Origin of the sequence: Veillonella orientalis (genome assembly GCF_018406505.1) — a bacterium.
Lineage (GTDB): Bacteria > Bacillota > Negativicutes > Veillonellales > Veillonellaceae > Veillonella > Veillonella nakazawae.
In genome coordinates, this window is the sequence record NZ_AP022322.1 from 959,065 (window position 1) to 982,145 (window position 23,081).

The following is a 23,081-nucleotide window of genomic DNA, read 5'->3' on the forward strand; positions in this document are numbered from 1 at the left end:
ATACGTCCCAATGTATCGATTTATATACTGACTATCTTATAACAATTACATTTATTTTACACTAAAATTTGAAAACTTTCCACTATATAGAATGGGATTTATTAGAACCGCTTAGTCATAATTATTTTGCGTATAGCGCCTACATTAATAAATACACGTAACCCAAATCCAATAAGGGCCACATAGTATAGGTTAATGCCTATTAAATCACCAACATATACAAGAATAACAGCTAATACCATATTTGAAAAGAACCCAATGACAAAGTTACTGAGATCAAAGGTTCTTTCCAATGCTGCTCGACTGCCACCAAATACTGCATCTAAAGCTGCTAGAACAGCTACAGAAGTATAGTTCGAATAACTAGCGGGGATATGAAGTGGTGCTACCCATCCTAAGATAGCCCCTATAATTAGGCCAATGATGGCAAAGATATAGATATTCATTCTTTACCTCCTAACTCATTAGGCTTCATATGTTCTTCTCTAAAAGTACCTGTGAAAGCAGGAATCGCTACATCCTCTTCTTGCTTTATAGTTACCTTTATTCCCCAATGTTTAAGTGAATCTACTACACCACCGCGCATAGTGAGCGCAGAATTTAATGTCTTTGGATCTCCAATAGCTTTCACCGTAAAGGGAGCTCCAAAGACCTTCCCATTTACAGTAATAGTCGGGCCTGAACATCGTATTTCAGACGTTCCTATGAGGCGTTGATCATTAATAGCTATCGCTTCAGCCCCACCAGCCCGTAATTCATTAACAATTCTTAGAATATCTTCATCATGAATTACATACAAATTGGGGTTTTCTCCACTTTGTACAGGCTTTAAGCTATCTTCAATCAACACACTAACGCCCGGCCCTTTAACATTAGTTAAAGCCGCTTTCATCATGAGCTGTTCATCAGCTTTACCACCGCCATTGGCACCAGATTTTTTTAGTGACTCAATTTGCTTTAACAAAGCATCACGTTCACTCTGGGCCTCTCTCAATTGTACCGCCAAATCGCCAGTTCGTTGTAAGCGAATATTTTCTTCTATATTATCTTGAGTCATCTTATATTGGGTAACAACCATGAACCCTAATATACAGCTGACTATGGCAATTGCCCACCGTTCGTGTCTCACGACAATCATCTACCTTTATATTCAACATGACCTTATCTATCTTGTTTTTTATCATCCTTCTTAGTAGATGAATTTTCTGTAGTCGGTGCTCCATTCTGATGCTTTTTAACTTCTGGCATCACATCGGTTTTAATGTACGGCGATGAAACATTGACATCTATATACTGTACATTACCATGTGTCTTTTTAATATCTTGTAACATCGACTGGGTTAGCTCTGCTTTTTTAGCTAAGTCTTTGCCATCCCCCAGTCGAATCTGTACACCTGATACAGTATATGCCATTATCGCATCAGGATCTCCAATATTAACCTCTGCAATATTCTTGAATGTCTCCTCATCGAGTGAGTTCAAATATTCAAGGGCTGCCAATATCGGTTTATCTACTACCGTATCACCTAATAGTATATTTCCAGCTTTCACACCAGAAATCATAGGAACAGATGTGTCTTGTATAGCTGGCTCAGATGCGATCACTTGTCCCTTACTATCAAGGGTTAAGTATCCAAACTGGGCCGGTACGACTGCAACTGCCTTGCGTTCTACTACATTTACCACCATTGTCAGTGGCAACTGATAGCTAATTTGAGCCTCTTCAACACGTAAATCTTTCGATAATCTAGTTTTTAATTTTTCTGTACTAATCTGCAATATATTAACAGGTTCATGAATATCACCAGCTACCATTACATCTTGTACAGTTACCTTATCCGATCCAGTAACTTTTAAGGATCCAAAAGGAATAGGTAGTGTAAACAACCCCACCAACACGAGAGTAACTGCACCACCGATTTTTAACACTCGTTTTCTAAATACAGCCCGTTCATCACGAACAGGTGTAGAAGACTGCATCTCCCCAGAGTTGGATGGATGGTTTTGCTTATCATCCATAGTTAACTCCTTATCTTCTATTAGCCCTTAAAATTTCCCTATACTAGCTGTTAATAGAATTTTTTCACATAATGTTGGGAAGTCAATTCCCATTTCTTTTGCTGCTTTTGGTACTAAAGATGTTGCTGTCATACCAGGCACAGTATTGTATTCAAGAACATACATATTATCTGCATGGTCTGTCATAACATCAACACGAATTACCCCACTGCCTTGTACTTCACGATACACAAGTTCCCCAATCCGTTGCATTTCATCAGTCATTTCTGCACTAATAGGCGCTGGCACTAAATACTCAGTAGCACCTACAGTGTACTTACTCTTGTAATCATATTCACCAGAATGTGGACGAATTTCAATAACAGACAATGCTTTACCATCTAAAACAGATACTGTAAATTCACGACCATCAAGAAATTGTTCTACCACAAGAATAGGGTCATATTTTAGAGCTTCCGTTACAGCCTCTTCTAACTGTGCTTCATCGCGAACAATAGTAACCCCAATGCTAGAACCTTGCGTAGCAGACTTCACAACTACTGGAATTGTAAAATCCTTACGAATATGTTCAATAATAGCTTCTGCAGATTCAAGATTACCATTAAAGGACTCGGATGCCGCAGTAGGAATATTGGCACCTTTAAATACATCTTTACTTACTTTTTTATTCATACCTACTGCATGAGCCATAATACCTGACCCAGTGTATGGAATTTCAGCCATTTCTAATAGGCCTTGCAGCGCACCATCTTCGCCGTAACGACCATGAATTGCATTAAATACAACCTCGCCACCTAAGTCTTCAATATCTTTTAATACAGTGCGCGGATTGAGTTCTAAAGTTTGGGCATTATAACCTTTGCTTTCAAGTGCTTCTGCAATAGCAGCGCCAGTACGACGAGATACTTCAGCCTCTTTGGAAGGACCACCCATTAATACGATTATTTTTTTATCTTTCATTGTAAGCCTTCCTCCAATATAGCTAATAATTTTGGCCCATATTGATTAATAGAACCTGCACCCATGGTGATAACTAGGTCGTTAGGTCTTACTATTTTCGCTAATACCTCAGGCAAATCGTCAACAGATGGTACATAATTTACATCTTGACCTGTGGCCGCTTTAATAGCATTTGGAATCGTATTGCCATCAATACCAGGGATTGGATCTTCACCAGAGCTATAAATATCTGTCATATATACTTCATCAGCGCTTGTGAAAGCAGTAGCAAATTCATCCTTTAACAAGCTTGTGCGAGTAAAGCGATGTGGCTGGAATACACAGATAACACGATGTTTTTCCAACTCTTTTGCTGCTTTCAATGTTGCTTTAATTTCTGTAGGATGATGAGCATAGTCATCAACAACCCACACACCTGCTACGTGACCTTTTGTTTCGAAACGACGTTTTGCACCGATAAACTTACCTAAACCTTTAGTGATAATGCGCGTTTCTACACCGCAGCAATCATGAGCAACAACAAAGGCAGCCAAGGAATTCAATACATTATGTTCACCAGGAACTCGTAAGCGAATGCGCTCAACATTCACACCATTATGGTATACATCATATACCAAAGTAGAGTCTACATAGTGAATATTTTTAGCTACATAATCATTATTATCACTTAAGCCATATGTAATGAAATTACGATTTACACGGCTCATAACATAACGAATATTCTCATTATCTCCACATACGATCGCTTTGCCAGATTCTGGTAACGTTTCGACAAACTCACAAAATGCATTTAACAAATTATCCATTGTTTTGTAGTGATCCATGTGATCATCTTCAATGTTAGTAATAACAATAGTATGTGGGCGTAGTTTCAAGAAAGACCCATCACTTTCATCTGCTTCAACTACAGAGAAATGGCCTTTACCTAGACAACTACTACCTTTTAAATAATCTACTTCACCACCGATAATAACTGTTGGATCAGCTTCTGCTTCTACTAAAATTTGACCAATCATGGATGTAGTGGAAGTTTTACCGTGAGCACCAGCTACTGCAATGCCATCTGTTACGTCTAACACAGCTTTTACAATATCGGAACGGTGTAAAATTTTAATACCTTGCTCTTTAGCAGCTACAATTTCAGGGTTATCTTCGCGAATAGCCGTAGAACGAACTACAGCATCAACGCCTTTTACATAATCTTTATTATGACCAATATGAACTGTAGCGCCCATATTTCTGAACTTTTCAATAACTGCAGAATCAGCTACATCTGAACCAGATACGTCATAACCTTTTTGAATTAAAATATTCGCTATAGCACGCATGCCAGACCCACCTATACCAATAAGATGAATCTTATGAATACCGTCTAACATAAAACCTCTCCTTGTTACTTTGCAATAGATAATGCTAACTTTGCAATATCATGAGCCGCATTAGGTTTACCTAACTGCAACGCTCGTTCTCCCATTTGTGACAATAAATCACGATTGGCCATAAACATTTCAATTTCCCCTATCAAATCATGGGCACTTAACATTTGATCAACAATCATATGCGCTGCCCCTTCTTGAACAAAAATACGGGCATTATAGGTTTGATGATCTTCCGCTGCGTATGGATATGGTACCAATACAGACGGAATACCTCGAACTGCTAGTTCAGCAAGACCGATAGCACCAGACCTAAAGACTGCTAAATCAGCTGCCGCCAATGCTTTTGGCATATCGTGCAAATATGGCAAGATCAATGAGGAATCACCTAAACCATCACCATCGGTAATACCAAGCTGAGATAACACAGATTGATATTCCCCATCCCCTGTAATATGGATTAATTTAATTCCTTCTGTTCCTTGAAAATGCTTATGTACATCAATCATAGCATTATTGATAGTTCTCGCCCCACGAGAACCACCAGCTATAAGAACGGTGAACGTATCATCACTTAAATTAAAATAATTACGTCCATCTTCCCTAGTATCAACTAATACATCAGGACGTACTGGATTACCAGTATATACTACGCGTTTTGCCTTTGAAAAAGATGATTCTGCATCCTTGTAGCCCATAGCAACTACATCAACAAAACGGCTTAAAATTTTATTTGTAATGCCTGCAATGACATTTTGTTCCTGTATCAACGTTGGAATATTGCGCAATGCTGCGGCCATAAGAATAGGACCACAAACATAACCACCCGTACCAATAACTACATCAGGCTTAAAGTTGGAAATGATTGCATTAGCTTTCACAAGAGAAAAAGCAGTCTTGCCTAACGTCACCAACGTACCAAAAGATAATTTACGTTGCAAACCTTGTACAGGTAATGTAGTAAATTCAATGCCTTCTTTAGGCACTAAGGTAGCCTCTAAGCCCCTTTCCGTTCCTACATATAAAACCTGTGCATCAGGGTTCTGTTTCATAATTTCCTTATATATAGTTATTGCTGGGTATATATGTCCACCAGTGCCACCACCTGAAATAATGATACGTTTCATTAATGGTGTCTCCCTTCTTGCAACATATGAACACAGTTTTTAAAATCATCGCCACGTTCTTCAAAACAGCTATACCAATCAAAACTTGAACAAGCTGGCGATAATAATACAATATCACCTTGGGTAGCCAATTTATAACCCTGTTCTACAGCATCTTTCATAGAAGAAGCTCTATAAATAGGCTGAACACCAGCCTCTTTTGCAGCAGCTTCAAATCGATCCGCCGCTTCCCCCATAAAGATAACAGCTTTTGTATGATCTTTAACAAGCTGCATAAAGTCTTCTAACGGAGTCATTTTATCATGACCACCAGCTAATAAAATAACGGATTGATTAAAGGATTCCAATGCTTTTACAACAGAATCTACATTAGTAGCTTTAGAATCATTATAGAATGTAATTCCATCAAGAGTTTTAACTCGTTCTAATCGGTGTTCAACACCATGGAACTCGCTTATAATACGATGAATGGTTTCTACCGGCACACCTAACGCATAAGCTAAAGCGATAACAGTTAAAATATTTTCAATATTATGGCTACCTGGAATGTGGATATCAGCACTACCAATAACAGGTGTTGCTATACCATTCTTTGTTACATAACATTGTCCTTTATCATAGTAAGCACCATTTGAAACCACTTGATGTTGACTAATTTCAAGGATATGGCTAGGTGCACGATGTTTCATGTCGGCTACAATAGGATCATCAATATTAAGCACCATAAAATCTGTGCTCAATTGATTTTCAAAGATGCGTTCCTTCGCAGCAATATAATTTTCCATTGTCTTATGACGAGCTAAATGATCTGGTGTAATATTGAGCATAATAGCACCAATCGGTCTAAAATGCTTAATTGTTTCTAGTTGATAGCTGGATAACTCAGCTACCAAAAAACCATCTGCTGGCATGGAATAAGCTACTTCACTAAGAGAATCGCCGATATTACCACCAACGCGAACTGGCTTTCCAGTTCCTTCCAATACCTTAGTTAATAATGTTGTAGTAGTGGTCTTACCATTTGTACCTGTAACGGCTACAATTGGCGATTTAGATAACTCATAAGCTACTTCTACTTCACTAACCACATCAATACCACGAGCTTGAGCGGCTTTTACAATGGGAATATCTAGAGAAATACCTGGAGAAATAACAATGCGATCCACGCCATCAAGCAAGGATTCATCTTGTCTACCTGTAATAATATCTACACCTGCTGATACAAGTCTTTTTTCCTCATCTGCAGGCAGTGTAACAGGCTTATAATCATTTAACACTACATGGGCCCCAACTTGAGCTAATACCCAAGATGCGCCTATACCGCTGGCACCAGCGCCAAGAACAAGTATATGTTTATCTCCGTATTCCATCTATATCACCTAAATTATCAACAAAAATAACGTATTCCTATCTTATAAGCATACCATTATTTGCGTGTTCCGTTAAGTATTATCTTACAAAGTTATAGTCGCTAAAACGACGCCAACAACAGCTAATACAGCGCCACCAAACCAGAAGCGATTAACAACAGTTTGCTCAGCCCAACCAGACAACTCAAAATGATGGTGAATTGGGCTCATTTTAAATACGCGTACACCACGAGTTTTAAAGGATATAACTTGAATAATAACGGACAATGCTTCCATAACAAAAATGCCACCAATTACAACGAGTAGCAATTCTGTTTTAGTCAAAATAGCCATAGCCGCAAAAGCACCACCTAAAGCTAAGGATCCAGTATCCCCCATGAACACCTTCGCAGGGTTTACATTGTATACCAAGAAACCAAGGCATACAGCGGCTACAATGGCGCCAAAGTAAGCAACGCTTTCAGCACCAATAGAGTTTGTTGTAGATGCAGCCATAAGACCAATCACGGAGAAAGCAATGGCGGCTACAGCAGAGGTACCACTAGCCAAACCATCAAGACCATCTGTAAGATTTACTGCGTTTGTAGCACCTACGATAATTAAAAATGCCAAAACATAATAAGCCCAACCTAGTTGAAGATGTACATCTGCTACAGGAATCCACAATGTGGTAGGAATAACCATAATTTCAGTAATACAGTAACAGAATATGGCCGCCAAAATAAATTGACCTAGCAATTTTTGCTTAGCTGTTAAGCCAAGATTACGTTTTTTAACGGCTTTTACAAAGTCATCAAAGAATCCCAATAAACAATGGCCCAATGTTAAAAACAATAACATGCCTGTACCTACATTCCATGGTGCGAAAATAGCAACACCAAGAACAAGGGCGATCATCATGAAAGCACCCCCCATTGTTGGCGTACCCGCTTTCGCTTGATGACTTTCTGGACCTTCTTCACGAATACTTTGTTGTGCGTGTAAAGAACGCAACATAGGAATAGCAATTTTACCTAGCACTACTGTAATGATAAAGGTCACTACAAAGGCTAATAGAATATGATATATCATATGAACCCTCTACTCATTAATAAACAGATGACGGCTAGATATAACTAGCCGCAACCTTTTATTCCCGATCTTTTAACTCTTCAACAACCCGTTCCATTCGCAAACCTCGGGAACCTTTGACAAGGATAACATCCCCTTTTTCACGAATATCGCTATAGGCATTAGCCATTTCCAAATGGCTATTACAACGGAATGTAGTTAAACCTGCTTTTTTTGCTTCCTTAGCGATGAAGGCCGCAGCATCACCAAATGTGAATACTACACTATAGCCTTCTTCAGCAAGCAATTGACCAATTTCACGATGCGCCTGTTCAGTATAATCACCAAGCTCAAGCATATCACCAAGCATAGCGATTTTACGTTTACCTTCTAGTTGACCTAATGCTTTAATCGCTTCAGCCATAGAGGAAGGATTTGCATTATATGCATCATTTAAGATAACAATATCTTCAAATGGTACGATTTCTTGGCGCATAGGAGTGCCAGTAAACTCGCTTAAGCCTTTACGAATGGTGTTGGATTTAATCCCCAAAACACGACCAGCTACAATTGCTGCCAATGCATCATATACATTGTGTTCACCAATCATAGGTAAGAAGATATCGAAGACTTCGTCATAACATTTGCAAGTAAACTTAATACCGTCTTTTTTATAACGCAAATGGCTACCAATACAAGTAGCGTTGCGTTCAATACCATAAGTAATAGTTTTACCTTTAGCAAGGCTATCCATAGCCTTAACATATGGATCATCTTCATTGAGAATAGCCACACTATTTTCAGGCAAACAACGAATTAATTCACCTTTAGCTTCTGCAATGGCTTCACGAGAGCCTAGCAACTCAATATGGCTAGTACCAACATTGGTAATAATGCCCATAGTTGGTTCCGCAATCAATGCAAGCTCTTCAATTTGACCAAGGCCACGCATGCCCATCTCTACAACACATGCTTGATGTTCTGCAGTTAAGCGCAACAATGTTTTTGGCAAACCAATTTCATTATTAAAGTTTTTTTCAGTTTTCAAAACATTAAATTCTGTACCAAGTACAGCGGCCACCATTTCCTTTGTTGTAGTCTTACCAGAAGAACCAGTAATAGCCACTACAGGAATATCAAAACGACGGCGATGATAACGTGCCAAGTTTTGGTATGCTACCAAGGTATTTTCTACCTCAATACAAACAATACCTTCTACGGCACGACCTTTTTCTACAATAGCACCTGTAGCACCCTTTTCAATGGCCGTATTGATAAAATCATGACCATCAAAGGTATCACCTTTTAAGGCTACAAACAAAAAGCCTGATTCAATCGTTCTTGTATCAGTAGATACATCTAAGAACTTAATATTTTCGGTATGTGTACTCGTCCCTTCTGTGGCTTCTACCACTTGAGACAATGTAAATTCTGCCATATTAGATCTCCTTGAGGGCTGCTCGCGCCTCTTCACGATCATCAAAATGAATCGTTTTATCCTTTAAGATTTGGTAATCCTCATGCCCCTTACCAGCAATTAGTACAATATCCCCAGGTTTTGCATTTTGTATTGCATGTTGAATCGCTTCCCGACGATCAACGATTACTTCATAATAAGAGCCTTCACGAAGGCCTTCTTTAACGCCTGCTTCCACATCTTTTACAATTTGTACAGGATCCTCTGTACGAGGATTATCAGATGTTACATATACTACATCACCATATTGTGCAGCAATACGACCCATGATAGGGCGTTTTGTCGCATCTCGGTCACCACCACAACCAAAGACTACAATAATGCGATTTTCTTGAATAGCCTTTGCAGTTTGTAGAATGTTTTCTAGCCCATCTGGTGTATGTGCATAATCTACAACCACAGCAAATGGTTGACCTTCTTCAATGAGCTCAAAACGGCCAGGCACAGCGCTAAATGTTTTCAATGCTTTATCTATATCTTCCATAGATATGCCTTCTAATAGACAAGCACCAATAGCAGCCAAAGTATTATATACATTAAATAAACCTGTGGTATTCATAGCTACTGTATAGTCATGGCCATCATAAGAGACAGTATAACGGCTAGACTTAGGTGTCATTTCTACATCATGAGCATTCAACGTACCTTTACCATCAATACTGTAAGTAATGATAGGTGCCGTTGTTTTCTCAATTATACGATGGCCATATTCGTCATCGATATTAATGATAGCCCCTTTACCAGATTTAGTTTGATTAGGTGCGCTAACTTGTTCAAATAATTTACACTTAGCTGCCAAATAATTTTCAAAGGTCTTGTGAAAGTCCAAATGATCTTGTGTTAAGTTTGTAAATACCGCTGTATCATATTCAACACCAGAAACTCGCCCCAACGCCAATGCGTGTGAAGAAACTTCCATTACGCAATGTGTAACACCTTCCTCTACCATTTGATGAAGAATATGTTGCAAATCTACTACATCAGGTGTCGTATTATGAATTGGATATGTTGTATCACCAATCATAATATGAACAGTACCAATAACGCCCACTTTATGACCTTGAGCTTTCAAAATATGACGAATCATATGCGTTGTAGTCGTTTTACCATTCGTACCAGTAACGCCAATCATACGCATGGAATTTGCTGGGTAATCAAAGAAATACGGCACGCATGCCATCATAGCTTTACGAGTGTCTTCTACAGTGATAACACAAACATCACCACTTACCTCTACTGGTTTAGATACAATTACTGCTACTGCACCAGCTTCTACGGCTTTATTTACATAATTATGACCATCTACAGTGGCACCATCTAAAGCAATAAATAAACTGCCTACTTTTACAGCCCGAGAATCAGCTGTAATATCTAATACTTTAACAGCTGTATTACCTTCTACATGCGTTGTTTGCAAGGTTTTTATTATATCTTGTAATTGTTTCATATACAATCTCCTTTACACGCAAAGGAAAGCAGCCCAATACGAGCTGCTTTGCCTGCTAGTCTATAATTTGCTGTTTCTCTTGTACAGTGCGTTCAGTAACAGCGCTTTTTGTGCTATAAACAAAAGAATCAGGCAAAACCATCCCTAGTTGTTGTTCTGCGATTTGTTGGATACGAACGGGAGACTTCAAGGAAGCCACTTCAACATCCAAAGCATCATTATCTTTTGTTAATTGTACTACAGCTTGCTGTGTTTTAACTACTTCGTAGCCCAATTTTGTGCTGTACGCATTCATAACCATCATAATAAGCAAAAATGCAACCAATGCAGCAATACCATATACAACTTGCCACATCATAGGACTCAAATCTAGAGCCACACTTGCACTACGTTTTCTCCCTTGTGAAGCGACCAACACATCGCTTTTTACTTGGCCCACAACAGCCTTTCTCGCTAACATAAATACTAACCCCTTCCAATTCTACAACTTGACGGCTACGCGCAACTTCGCGCTTCTAGCCCTCGGATTAACCTCAATCTCCCCTGCACTTGGCTCTATAGCCTTATTCTTCGCCTTCACAACAGCTTTGTGGTTACATACACACATCGGTAGTTCTGGAGGACATATACATGCTGTACTCAACTCTTTGAAAGTTTGTTTTGTAATTCGATCTTCCAAGGAGTGAAATGTGATAACCCCAATTTTCCCCTTTGGTTTCAACATGGATACAGCATCTACAAAACTATCATGCAAGATAGCTAATTCTCTATTTACTTCAATGCGAATGGCTTGGAACGTCCGTTTTGCCGGATGCGGTCCATCTTGACGCGCCTTCGCAGGTATTGCTTGTTTAATTATTCTAACTAACTCACCAGTAGTGGTTATTCGTTTTTCTTGACGTGCATTAACGATGAATTCAACAATTCGCTTAGCCCATCGTTCTTCACCATAGTCACGGATAATTTGCAATAGTGCTTCAGCATCATATTCATTAACAACTTCCTCTGCTGTTAATGGTGCTTCCTTATCCATTCGCATATCAAGTGGACCATCATTCATATATGAAAAGCCACGTTCTGGTGTATCTAATTGATAACTTGATACGCCAAGATCAAAGATAAAACCATCTACTTCATAGATGTCCTCATTTTGAAGGGCTTCCTTTAAGTTAGAAAAGTTTGTCGGTATCGTTAACACCTGACACTTTAAATCAGATAGACGCTGTCGAGCTACGCTCAATGCATCTTCATCTTGATCTAAACCGATTATCATGCCTTCTGGGTCAAGCATTTCGCCCACTGCGTGCGCATGTCCTGCCCCACCAAGGGTACAGTCCACATAAATGCCTTTTGGATTAGTTACGACGGAGTCCACCGTTTCGCGTAAAAGTACGCTGGTATGATTAAATTCCATCATAGCCTCCTATAACATAATCCCTTCAAGCCCTTCGACTAATTCTTCCATACTTTCAGCCACTTGATTATCATAGTAATCATATTTTTCGCGGCTCCAAATTTCAACGTGATCCCCAGCACCGACAATAACGGCCTGTTTATCAAGGCTCGCATATTCACGTAGTGGTACAGGAATGAGGACACGACCTTGTTTATCATACTCAAGCTCAGCAGCACTACCAAAAACAAAACGTTTTAAGGCACGTACGCTAGCTTTAGTGGAGGATTGTGATTGTAAAGCTGTAGAAATTTTCTTCCACGCTTCTTCGGTATAAATAGCTAAGCAGTTATCTAGGCCCTTAGTAACAATGCATACTTCGCCTAGTTGTTCACGTATTTTCGCGGGTATAATCATCCGCCCTTTTGTATCAATGGTGTGATTATATTCTCCCATGAACATACGTATCACCGCCCTTTACTATTCCTTATCCACCACTATATGGTAAATTCTACCACAATTCCCCACCATTCACAATAAAAAATCCATTTTTATCCCACTTTTTTATATTTTTCTTTCATAATCTCTATTTTTCTCGTTTTTTCTTCGATACATATGTTCGAAAAAAATAATAATTGGATTATAAAAACCACTATCTACCACCAAGAGGATTTATATAGTTTTATCTGTATCTAATCCCCACTACAAGATAGCTATCCACTCCATTACACCAAAATAAAAAGATATATATGGAGATAATCACCACACATCCACACAAAAAGAAAACCGCGTAGCATTTCTGCTACGCGGTTTCTATACCTACGATAGATTATCATGTAACCCATCGGTTGGGAGGCATATTATTTAGTTGTTTTTACAGCTGCTTTTGGAGCTTGTTGTGGTTGTTGTGCAATCACTTTATCAAGAAGTTCACGAATTTCTTTGTTTTGTGCTTGTAAATCAGCCACTTTGTCTTCAAGAACTTTTACAGTTGCAGGAGATGCTTTAGGAGCTGTAGGAGCATTACCAATACCGATTGTTACACCAGCATTTGCCATTACGCTATGGTCACCACCATAAGCTGCACCAGCATGGATTAACAAATCAGGATTTGCATAATGAGCTACACCCAACGCAGTAGATGTTTTACCTTTGTAAGTACCAACAGCGGCCATAATTTGAGCTTTTTGACCTTCATGGTATTCGATAGGTTTCAATGCTGCCAAAGCTGCTGCATTAGCACCTACCACTTTAACATCACGTTCTACGCTGCTAATGCGGCGAGAGTTTTCTGCGATTTGTGCATCGTGTTGTACAAGTGTTGCATGATCTTGTAATGCAATGTTAGAAGCTTTCAAGCTATAATTTGCAGCTTCTGCTAATGTACTGATATCTTGAGTATTTTTATTTACTTGTAAGCCCAATACATTAACTTTTTCATTATTTTCTAATGCAATAGCACCAATGTTTTTAGTTAATGTAACGTTTTCATCAACTTTAGTATTTACATTTGCAATTGCTGTTGCATTGTTAGAAATGTCTTCTGTATTTTTGTTTACTTGTAAACCTAATACACTAACTTTTTCATGATTTTCTAGTGCTAGAGTACCAACAGCTTTTGTTAATTGTGCATTTTCTTTAACTTGGTTAGCTACTGCAGTTACACGATTATCTACCTTAGTGATATTAGTAACATTAGTATCAACTTTAGCATTTAGAGTGTTGATGTTTGTAGTATTTGTATTAACTTGGCTAGATACTTTGCTAATATTGCTTGTGTTTGCATTAACTTGGTTAGTTACATTTGTAATATTAGTTGTATTTTGGTTAACAACATTATTAATATTAGCAATATTAGTTGTATTAGTATTAACTTGTTTAGATACATCGTTAATAACTTTACTATGTTCATCAACTTTGTTGATTACTTTTTGTACAGTTACATTAGTATTTTGAATTGCTTCAGCATTTTGCTTGATCGCTGCTTTGTTAATATTGATGTTTTCAGTGTTATGTTTGATTGCTTCAGTATTAACAGAAACTTGGCTTTGAACATTTTTAATGCGTTCTTCGTTAGCATTTGCTTTTTGAGTATTAACATTAACTTGTTCTTTTACTTTGTTTACATCAGCGCTTACATTTTGTAAGTTCTTAATTGCTTCAGTATTTTTGCCAACTTGATCTTTCAAACCAGATACATCAGTTTTGATATTGTTGATGACAGTATTTTGATTATTAACTTTCACATCAATATCATTTACCTTGCTATCGATATTAGTTACTTTATTGTTAATATTAGTAACTTTGTTATCAATATTTGTAACTTTAGCATCAATACTCTTCACATCGTTTTTAACGTTAGTAATGTTGTTGTTTACAATATTGATTTTTTGATCAACTTTAGCATTGATGTTTGTGATATCAGCTTTAACTACTGTCACATCAGCTTTAATATTGTTTACATTCTTTTCAACGTTAACAACATTAGCTTTGATGTTATTAATATTGGAAGTGTTATTTTGAATGTTTATAGTATTAGCTTGGATGTTACTATTTTGAGCGTTAATGTTTTGAGTAATATTTTCTACTTTTTGAGCTACATTAACAATTGTAGTATTGCCTTTACCAACTTGACCTTTCAAGGATTCAATAGCTTGAGAGTTAGCATCAACTTTACCAGTTAAGTTATTAATAGCTGTTGTATTAGATTCAATACGGCCAGTATTAGCATTTACTTTAGCAGTTACATCTGTGATGTTAGCAGTGTTGCCAGCAACTTGTTTGCTAATATTTGCAATAGCTGTTGCATTGTGAGCAATGTTAGTTGTATTATTTGTAACTTGTTTGCTTACATTAGCAATAGCTGCAGTGTTATTAGCAATATTTGTAGTGTTAGACTCTACTTTATTGTTAATATTAGCAACATTTGCTTTGATATCAGTAATAGACTTGCTATTATTAGCAATTGCATTTGCATTAGCTTCAACTTTAACATTTACTTCATTAACTTTGCTGTTGATAGTTTTATTGATTTCTGTGTTGTTATTAGCAATCTTAGCATCAATATTTTGATCAACTTTGTTAATGATTGTTGTGTTATTTTCGTTGATTGCAGTTTCAATGTTTTTGTTAATAACAGTGTTGTTATTAGTAATTGCAGTGTTGATATCGTTTCTAATTACTGTGTTGTTAGCTTCAATCTTAGCATTGATTGTGTTTTCAACATTAGTAACTGTTGTACCAACTTGGCCTTTTAATGCTTTGATAGCATCTTCATTAGCACTGATACGTGTAGAGTTATCTACAATATTACCTTGTAAGTAGTCTAAACGTTCATCATGACGATCTACACGTTTAGTAAGACCAGCTACATCACCTTTAACACCATCAATCTTAACATTTACATCACCAATCTTAGTATTGATTGTGTTGTTAATTTCTTTGTTGTTTTCATTGATTTTTACATCGATGTTTTTATTAACGTTGTTAAGAATTGTTGTGTTATTAGCATTAATCTTAGCATCGATATTGTTATCTACTTTATTAAGGATTGTAGTGTTGTTAGCTTCAATCTTGTTATTGATAGTAGATTCGATGTTAGTGATGGTAGTACCAACTTTACCGTTCAATTCAGCAATAGCTTTTGCATTCTTGTCGATAGCAGCTTTGTTATTGCCAATCAATGTACGGTTTTCGATAGCGATTGTACCAGCTACATTGATGTCTTTTTCGTTTTGGTCAACACGTTTAGTAAGACCGTTCAAGTCACCTTTAATGCCGTCAACTTTAACATTTACATTGTTGATTGCTGTTGTATTGTTCGCAATATTTGTAGTATTTAGTTTAACACTATCTTCTACTGCAGTAATACGTGTGGAGTTATCTACAATGTTATCTTGTAAGTAGTCTAAACGTTGATCATGACGATCTACGCGACCTTTCAAGCCATCAATATCACCTTTAATACCATCAACTTTAACATTTACATTGTTAATTGTATTGTTAATTTCCTTGTTGTTTTCAGTAATTGCATTTGTGATATTTTGATTAATTACAGTATTGTTAGCTTCAATCTTAGCATCGATATTTTTATTAATAGTTACATTATTTTCTGTAATCTTGTTATTAATAGTAGTTTCGATATTTTTAACTGTATTGCCAACTTGACCTTTTAATTCATCGATAGCTTTTTTGTTATTAGCAATGTTTGTAGTGTTATTTGCGATGTTTGTAGTGTTATTTGCAATAGCTACTTTGTTATCGCCAATGAATTTACGGTTTTCAAGAGCAATTGTACCAGCTACGTTGATGTCTTTAGTGTTTTTATCAACTTTAGCAGTAAGATCCTTCAAGTCACCTTTAACGCCATCAACTTTAACGTTTACGTTGTTGATTGCAGTTGTATTGTTAGCAATGTTAGTAGTATTAGCATCTACTTTTACATTAGTTGCATCAATACGTTTGCTGTTGTCTACAATAGCTTTTGCATTAGCATCAACTTTAACGTTTACATTGTTAATTGCAGTTGTATTGTTAGCAATATTAGTTGTGTTATTAGCAATATTTGTAGTATTATTTTCTACTTTACCATTGATATTAGTAATTTGTTTCTTAATATCATTGATAACTGTAGAGGATTGACCTACTTGACCTTTTAACTCATCGATAGCTTTAGTATTGATGTTGATATTTTTAGTGTTGTTTGCAATAGCAACTTTATTATCGCCAATGAATTGACGGTTTTCCATTGCGATTGTACCTACTACATTAATATCTTTAGCATTAGCTTTCACGCCATCTTCTACTACGGAGATACGTGTGGAGTTATCAGCAATGTTATCTTGTAAGTAGTCTAAACGTTGATCATGACGATCTACACGACCTTTGAGGCCATCCAAATCACCTTTAAGACCATTCAAGTCACCTTTAACGCCATCAATCTTAACATTTACATCACCAATCTTAGTATTGATTGTGTTGTTGATTTGTTTGTTATTTTCATTGATTTTTACATCGATGTTTTTATCAACTTTGTTAAGAATTGTAGTGTTATTAGCATTGATTTTAGCATCAATGTTTTGATCTACTTTATTAATGATTGTTGTATTATTGCTGTTGATTTTATTATCAATATTTTGGTTGATAACAGTGTTGTTAGCTTCAATCTTAGTATCGATATTTTTATTAATAGTTACATTATTTTCTGTAATCTTATTATTAATTGTAGTTTCGATATTTTTAATTGTTGTGCCAACTTGACCTTTTAATGCATCAATAGCTTTTGTGTTTTTATCAATTGCAGCTTTGTTATCGCCGATGAATTTACGGTTTTCCATAGCGATAGTACCCACAACATTGATATCTTTAGCATTAGCTTTAACGCCATCTTCTACTACAGTAATACGTGTAGAGTTATCTACAATATTATCTTGTAAGTAGTCTAAACGTTGGTCATGACGATCTACTCGACCTTTTAAGCCTTCTACATCGCCCTTAACACCATCTACCTTAACATTTACTTCATTAATCTTATTGTTGATTTGTTTGTTATTTTCATTGATTTTCACATCAATGTTTTTATCAACTTTGTTAATGATTGTAGTGTTATTAGCATTGATTTTAGCATCAATATTTTGATCTACTTTATTGATGATAGTCGTATTGTTAGCCTCAATCTTATTATCGATATTTTTATTAATTACTGTATTGTTTTCATTAATCTTATTAGTAATTGTATTTTCGATATTTGTGATTTGATTACCAACATGACCTTTTAACTCATCAATAGCTTTTTTGTTAGCACCGATAAGTGTACGGTTTTCGATAGCAATTGTGCCTGCTACGTTGATGTCTTTAGTATTTTGATCAACGCGTTTAGTAAGACCATCTAAATCGCCTTTAACACCATCAATTTTTTGATCAACTTTAATGTTATTAGCATTAATCTTAACATCGATGTTATTGTCTACTTTATTAAGAATTGTAGTGTTATTAGCTTCAATCTTAGCATCAATATTTTTATTGATTACTGTGTTGTTTTCATTGATCTTATTAGTAATTGTATTTTCGATATTAGTGATTTGTGTACCAACATGACCTTTTAAGTCGTTGATTGCTTTTTCATTATTGGAAATACGAGCAGAATTAGCATCAATACGTTTACTATTATCTGTAATAGCTTTGGCATTAACTTCAGTCTTAGCATTTACATTGTTAATGTTATTGTTAATAACTGTGTTATTTTTTTCAATCTTAGCATCAATATTACCATCTACTTTGTTGAGGATTGTAGTATTATTAGCTTCAATCTTCTTATTGATTGTAGTTTCAATATTAGTAATTTGTGTGCCAACATGACCTTTTAACTCATCGATAGCTTTTTGGTTTGCACCGATAAGTGTGCGGTTTTCCATTGCAATTGTGCCAACTACATTAATGTCTTTTGTATTAGCTTTTACACCATCTTCAACAATAGAGATTCGTGTGGAGTTATCTGCAATGTTGTCTTGCAAGTAGTCCAAACGTTGGTCATGACGATCAACACGACCTTTAAGGCCATCCAAGTCACCTTTAAGGCCATCCAAGTCACCTTTAACACCATCAACTTTTACATCAACCTTGTTAATTGCAACTGTGTTTGCTTCAACTTTATTGTTGATATTAGTGATGTTGTTTTTAATATCTTTAATATCTACTTGAACATTACCAATATTTTGACCAACTTTACCTTTCAAATCAGCAATATCTTTAGTATTGATATTAACTTGATTTTGAGTGTTAGCTACATCAGTTTTAATAGTTTTATTGTCTTTTTCAAGCTCCTGGATGCGACCTTCATGATTAACTAAAACTTTACCTTGATTATCAACTTTAGTGTTTAATTCAGTAATTGCAGTCGCATTTTTGTTGATATTTGTAGTGTTATTAGTAATGTTAGTAGTATTAGAATCAACTTTTGCACTTACATTATTAACTGTATTGTTGATATTTGTGATATCAGTTTTAACAGCATTGATCTTAGTATCAACATCATTATTTACTTTATTAATAATAGTTGTGTTGTTAGCTTCAATTTTAGAATTAATTGTTTTGTTAACTTCACTAATAATGTTAGTTTTGCTATCGTTGATTTTAACATCTACATTGTGATTAACTTCGTTGATAATCTTAGTGTTATTTTCATTAATCTTATTATCAATTGTAGTGTTAATATTATTGATTGTTGTGCCAACTTTACCTTTCAATTCATCGATGGCTTTTTTGTTCTCGTTGATAGCTTTTTTGTTATCACCGATAAATTTACGGTTTTCCATGATGAAAGTATTATTAGCATCAATATTTTGGGTGTTATTTTCAACTTTAGCCGTTAAATCAGCAATAGATTTACTATTATTGTTAACATTAACAGTTAAATTATCAATTGCTTTTTTATTGTTGTTAACTTTAATATCAACGTTGTTGATATTTTGATTGAGTTCATTTTTAACATTAGAAATGTTAGTGTTCAACTCATTTTTCGTATTATTGATATTTGTTTTAATATCATTAATCTTAACATCTACATCTTTATTAACATTATTAATAATAGTAGTATTGTTATTTTCAATCTTCTCATCAACTTTGTTCAAAATTGTAGTGTTATTATTTTGAACTGCAGTATTAATGTTTTGATTTACTTGATTAATAATGTTGGTATTATTAGCTTCAATATGTTTTTTTACACTAGCATCAATGTTAGTATTTACATTATTAACAACATTATTTGTGATTTTTGTAATTTTATTATCGATTTTTACATCAATATCATTGTTAATTTTAGTAAATTTAGCATCAATATTATTGTTAATATTTGTGATGTCTTGTTTAATGTTAGTGATTGTAGTGCCAATTTGACCTTTTAATCCTTCAATATCTTTGCTATTTTTATCAACTTTAGCGTTGATATTAGTAATATTAGCATTGATTTTATTAATGTCAGTTTTTACACTCTCAACCTTATTATTAACAGTATTAATATTAGTAGTATTGATATCTACCTTTTTATTTACAACGTTAATGTTATGTGTATTTTTCTTAACATTTTCAACATCAGTAGTTACAACTGTATAGTAGTTATTAATTACGGTATTACCATTGGAACCGCCTTTTTTAGGGATTTGTTGTTGCTGCTGTTGTTGTGGCACTTGTTGTTGCCATTGTTGCTGTTGTTGTGGCACTTGAGGATGTTGACGTCGCTGTTGTTGTTGCGGCACTTGTTGTTGCCATTGTTGTTGCTGTTGTTGCTGTTGTTGTTGCTGTTGTTGTTGCTGTTGTTGCTGTTGATCTAATTGTTGTGGATCAACTTGATGTTGATCTTGCATATGACCCCAAGCATTTTGATCAGGTGTTAACCATCTTTGGCTACCAATAAGATCAGCTCTAGCCCAATCCTCAGGGCTGGATGCATTAGCAACACCTCCAGAAAAGCTAGCCGCCAAAATAACAGCTGCTACAATTGTAGTAGCAGATTTTTGGTGAGACTTAGCTAACTCAGACGTTACGACATAAGCGTGCTTCGTTGCACTCCATACAACTTTGAATACCTTATTCATATTAAGTTCCCTCCCAACATTTGTGGCTCTCACCCCACAATGAAGAAATAAATCAAATATTGCACTCTTTTCACTAAACATTCACAATATTTAACATAATACTACCATATATTATTTTAAATTTCCATAAAAAAATTAATAAGTTAAACTTATGCTTCATTTTTTACTCATTCAAAAATAAGTAATTATCCGCATAAACACTGTGTTATTAATAATATTGAATTATGTAAAATGAAAATTTATATTTTAATTTAATTTTATATTTATACGATACTTTTTATTTACCTCTATAAAAATTATGAAAAAAACCTCATCAATGTATGCTTTATACATTGATGAGGTTTTTTTGCCTCTATTTATATAGTTTTATTCCGATTATTAGAATTTAGATTCAATAGCGCCTTGAAGATCGCCTTTTGGCAAGAAGCCAATTTTACGGTCTACTACTTCGCCATCTTTTAAGATAACAAATGTAGGCAATACTTCAACTTGTAAATTACGTGCTAATTCTGGTTCTTCATCTGCATTTACTTTTACAAAGTTAGCTTTACCTTCAAGCTCACCTGCAATTTCTTCGATGATTGGCATCATACGTACGCAATAACCGCACCATGGAGCCCAGAAATCAATAACAGTTACGCCACCTTGATTTACTAAATCTTGATATTCAGCAGTTTTTAATTCTTTTAATTCGCTCATTATACCCTCCTACGGTAATTGAACTAATACACAATCTTGAATGACATGCAAGTTTAAAGCATGTGCTTTTTCAACAACAGATGGTTTATCCGCTCCCGGTTGTAACCACACAGTTGGAATGCCAAGTTCTTTGCATTCATCAAGTGCAGCTAAACCCGCTGATTCTGGTACAACAAAATCCACAACAGCTGGTACAACAGGAAGTACAGAAAGACTAGAGTAACACTTGTCTCCATCTATTTCTGCAACATTAGGATTAACGGGATATACTTCATATCCATGATCTTTAAGACATTTATAAATCTTATAGCCGAACTTTTCGGTTTTATGGGTGGCTCCAATAACGGCCCACACCTTTTGATCTAAAGCTTGTTGAATTGTCATTTTGACCACCTCTTATATACTATTATAAATAAATATCGAATTTTGTCAATGTAATGTATCGAAATTTATAGTTATCGAATTATACGCTTTTAGCAAACATTTTAGAACTAAAATCAATGTATCTAGTATCATTCAATGACAATTGTTTTTTGCCTCAAACTAGGAACTGATAGGTCTAAATGAATTAAATCAGAAAGGCTTATTTGTGGATGAGTATGCCTAGCACTATCTATAAGCCCCCCTGCAACAGCTAACTCTCCTAAAATTCTAGAGGCTGACCATTGTTGTTCTCGTAGTTCACGTATTGTAATACTCTTTTGACGCTTAGAAAGTCTGTTTCCATCCGCATCTACTAAAAGTGGGGCATGACCATACTTAGGAACTTCTATATCTTTATAAGAATAGCATTGTTGTAATGTGTTATATAAATATAATTGTTGCCCTGTTGTATCAAGTAAATCATTACCGCGAATAACTTCAGTTATTCCCATAGCTATATCATCTAATACAACTGCCAAATTATAAGCATACATACCATCACCACGACGTAATACATAATCATCTAATTCACATTCTAAATGGATATGTTGAGCCCCCTGCCAGCGATCATCAAAATTTAAATCACAAGTATTCACGGATAGGCGCAAAGATGGCTCTTTAATATTACGTAAATCTTGTATTTCAAAATCACATAAATGGCGACATTTACCATCGTAACGATGAACTACTTCTCCTGCATGAGGCGCTGATGCGATAGATTGTAGCCGTGCTCTATTACAAAAACAAGGATAAATTAGTTTTTCTAATGCTAGATATTCTAGTATGTCTGCATAATTTGTTTGTCTTTCACTTTGCCAATAAGATACCTCAGGTCCACCTACACGAGGCCCTTCATCCCATTCAAAGCCAAGCCATTCTAAATCATCTAGTAAAGCTTCACCTAATTCTCGTTTTGACCGTTGCAGGTCTATATCCTCCATCCGTACAACATATTTTCCGTTTTGTTGACGTGTGGAGATATATGATAAAAGTGCTATCCACACATTACCAAGATGAATATATCCTGTTGGACTAGGCGCAAATCTACCTTTCATGAGAACTCTCCTATAGCAGAAAACAAGTGGCATATTCATTATGAATATGCCACTTATCCATTCAAAGATATGTCAAACTAAAAATTAAAGCAAT

17 protein-coding genes are annotated in these 23,081 nt (G+C 35.6%); all 17 read right to left on the bottom strand.

All coding sequences use genetic code 11. The features are described 5' to 3' along the window. Positions 1 to 101: 101 nt before the first annotated feature. The 17 genes from VEIS1202513_RS04370 to gluQRS all read right to left on the bottom strand — a co-directional run bounded on the left by VEIS1202513_RS04370 (position 102) and on the right by gluQRS (position 22,987). On the bottom strand, positions 102 to 446 hold the full coding sequence (locus VEIS1202513_RS04370; RefSeq protein ID WP_213467923.1) for a small basic family protein: 345 nt from the start codon (positions 444 to 446) through the stop codon (positions 102 to 104). Further along, the gene (locus tag VEIS1202513_RS04375; RefSeq protein ID WP_024065456.1) at positions 443 to 1,138 is read right to left on the bottom strand and encodes a DUF881 domain-containing protein; all 696 of its coding nucleotides are present in this window, start codon (positions 1,136 to 1,138) and stop codon (positions 443 to 445) included. Before VEIS1202513_RS04375 ends, VEIS1202513_RS04370 begins: the two co-directional genes overlap by 4 nt. A gap of 23 nt (positions 1,139 to 1,161) precedes the next feature. Next, positions 1,162 to 2,019: a cell division protein FtsQ/DivIB gene (locus VEIS1202513_RS04380; protein ID WP_024065457.1), complete on the bottom strand. Its 858-nt coding sequence runs from the start codon at positions 2,017 to 2,019 to the stop codon at positions 1,162 to 1,164. Between the two features lie 27 nt (positions 2,020 to 2,046). Further along, positions 2,047 to 2,979, bottom strand: a complete 933-nt coding sequence (locus VEIS1202513_RS04385) for a D-alanine--D-alanine ligase family protein (RefSeq protein WP_213467924.1) — start codon at positions 2,977 to 2,979, stop codon at positions 2,047 to 2,049. Further along, complete coding sequence (murC, locus tag VEIS1202513_RS04390) at positions 2,976 to 4,358, bottom strand: UDP-N-acetylmuramate--L-alanine ligase (protein ID WP_024065459.1); 1,383 nt, start codon at positions 4,356 to 4,358, stop codon at positions 2,976 to 2,978. The genes VEIS1202513_RS04385 and murC overlap by 4 nt, the downstream gene beginning before the upstream one ends. Positions 4,359 to 4,372: 14 nt before the next feature. After that, on the bottom strand, positions 4,373 to 5,482 hold the full coding sequence (gene murG / locus VEIS1202513_RS04395) for an undecaprenyldiphospho-muramoylpentapeptide beta-N-acetylglucosaminyltransferase (protein ID WP_024065460.1): 1,110 nt from the start codon (positions 5,480 to 5,482) through the stop codon (positions 4,373 to 4,375). Then, positions 5,482 to 6,852, bottom strand: coding sequence for a UDP-N-acetylmuramoyl-L-alanine--D-glutamate ligase (murD, locus tag VEIS1202513_RS04400; RefSeq protein ID WP_213467925.1), 1,371 nt, complete (start codon positions 6,850 to 6,852; stop codon positions 5,482 to 5,484). Before murD ends, murG begins: the two co-directional genes overlap by 1 nt. 84 nt (positions 6,853 to 6,936) lie before the next feature. Further along, entirely contained in the window at positions 6,937 to 7,923 is a 987-nt protein-coding gene (gene mraY / locus VEIS1202513_RS04405; RefSeq protein WP_213467926.1) for a phospho-N-acetylmuramoyl-pentapeptide-transferase, read from the bottom strand. A 58-nt stretch (positions 7,924 to 7,981) separates the two neighbouring features. Beyond that, complete coding sequence (locus VEIS1202513_RS04410) at positions 7,982 to 9,340, bottom strand: UDP-N-acetylmuramoyl-tripeptide--D-alanyl-D-alanine ligase (protein ID WP_213467927.1); 1,359 nt, start codon at positions 9,338 to 9,340, stop codon at positions 7,982 to 7,984. A 1-nt stretch (position 9,341) separates the two neighbouring features. Next, positions 9,342 to 10,826, bottom strand: coding sequence for a UDP-N-acetylmuramoyl-L-alanyl-D-glutamate--2,6-diaminopimelate ligase (locus VEIS1202513_RS04415; protein ID WP_213467928.1), 1,485 nt, complete (start codon positions 10,824 to 10,826; stop codon positions 9,342 to 9,344). A gap of 55 nt (positions 10,827 to 10,881) precedes the next feature. Further along, complete coding sequence (gene ftsL, locus VEIS1202513_RS04420; RefSeq protein WP_060924202.1) at positions 10,882 to 11,286, bottom strand: cell division protein FtsL; 405 nt, start codon at positions 11,284 to 11,286, stop codon at positions 10,882 to 10,884. Positions 11,287 to 11,307: 21 nt separating this feature from the next. Further along, on the bottom strand, positions 11,308 to 12,240 hold the full coding sequence (gene rsmH, locus VEIS1202513_RS04425; protein ID WP_213467979.1) for a 16S rRNA (cytosine(1402)-N(4))-methyltransferase RsmH: 933 nt from the start codon (positions 12,238 to 12,240) through the stop codon (positions 11,308 to 11,310). Between the two features lie 9 nt (positions 12,241 to 12,249). Then, positions 12,250 to 12,681 (bottom strand): division/cell wall cluster transcriptional repressor MraZ, encoded by a 432-nt coding sequence (mraZ, locus tag VEIS1202513_RS04430; RefSeq protein WP_213467929.1) that lies wholly within the window; start codon positions 12,679 to 12,681, stop codon positions 12,250 to 12,252. Positions 12,682 to 13,079: 398 nt separating this feature from the next. After that, positions 13,080 to 20,810 carry an ESPR-type extended signal peptide-containing protein gene (locus tag VEIS1202513_RS04435; protein WP_213467930.1) on the bottom strand — a complete coding sequence of 2,577 codons (7,731 nt, stop codon included), beginning with the start codon at positions 20,808 to 20,810 and terminating at the stop codon, positions 13,080 to 13,082. A 378-nt stretch (positions 20,811 to 21,188) separates the two neighbouring features. After that, positions 21,189 to 21,509, bottom strand: coding sequence for a thioredoxin (gene trxA, locus VEIS1202513_RS04440; protein WP_005386226.1), 321 nt, complete (start codon positions 21,507 to 21,509; stop codon positions 21,189 to 21,191). A 9-nt stretch (positions 21,510 to 21,518) separates the two neighbouring features. Continuing rightward, the gene (locus VEIS1202513_RS04445; protein WP_105093907.1) at positions 21,519 to 21,893 is read right to left on the bottom strand and encodes a CoA-binding protein; all 375 of its coding nucleotides are present in this window, start codon (positions 21,891 to 21,893) and stop codon (positions 21,519 to 21,521) included. Between the two features lie 128 nt (positions 21,894 to 22,021). Further along, a complete protein-coding gene (gluQRS, locus tag VEIS1202513_RS04450; protein ID WP_213467931.1) occupies positions 22,022 to 22,987 on the bottom strand; it encodes a tRNA glutamyl-Q(34) synthetase GluQRS in 966 nt (321 codons plus the stop codon). Positions 22,988 to 23,081: the final 94 nt, after the last annotated feature.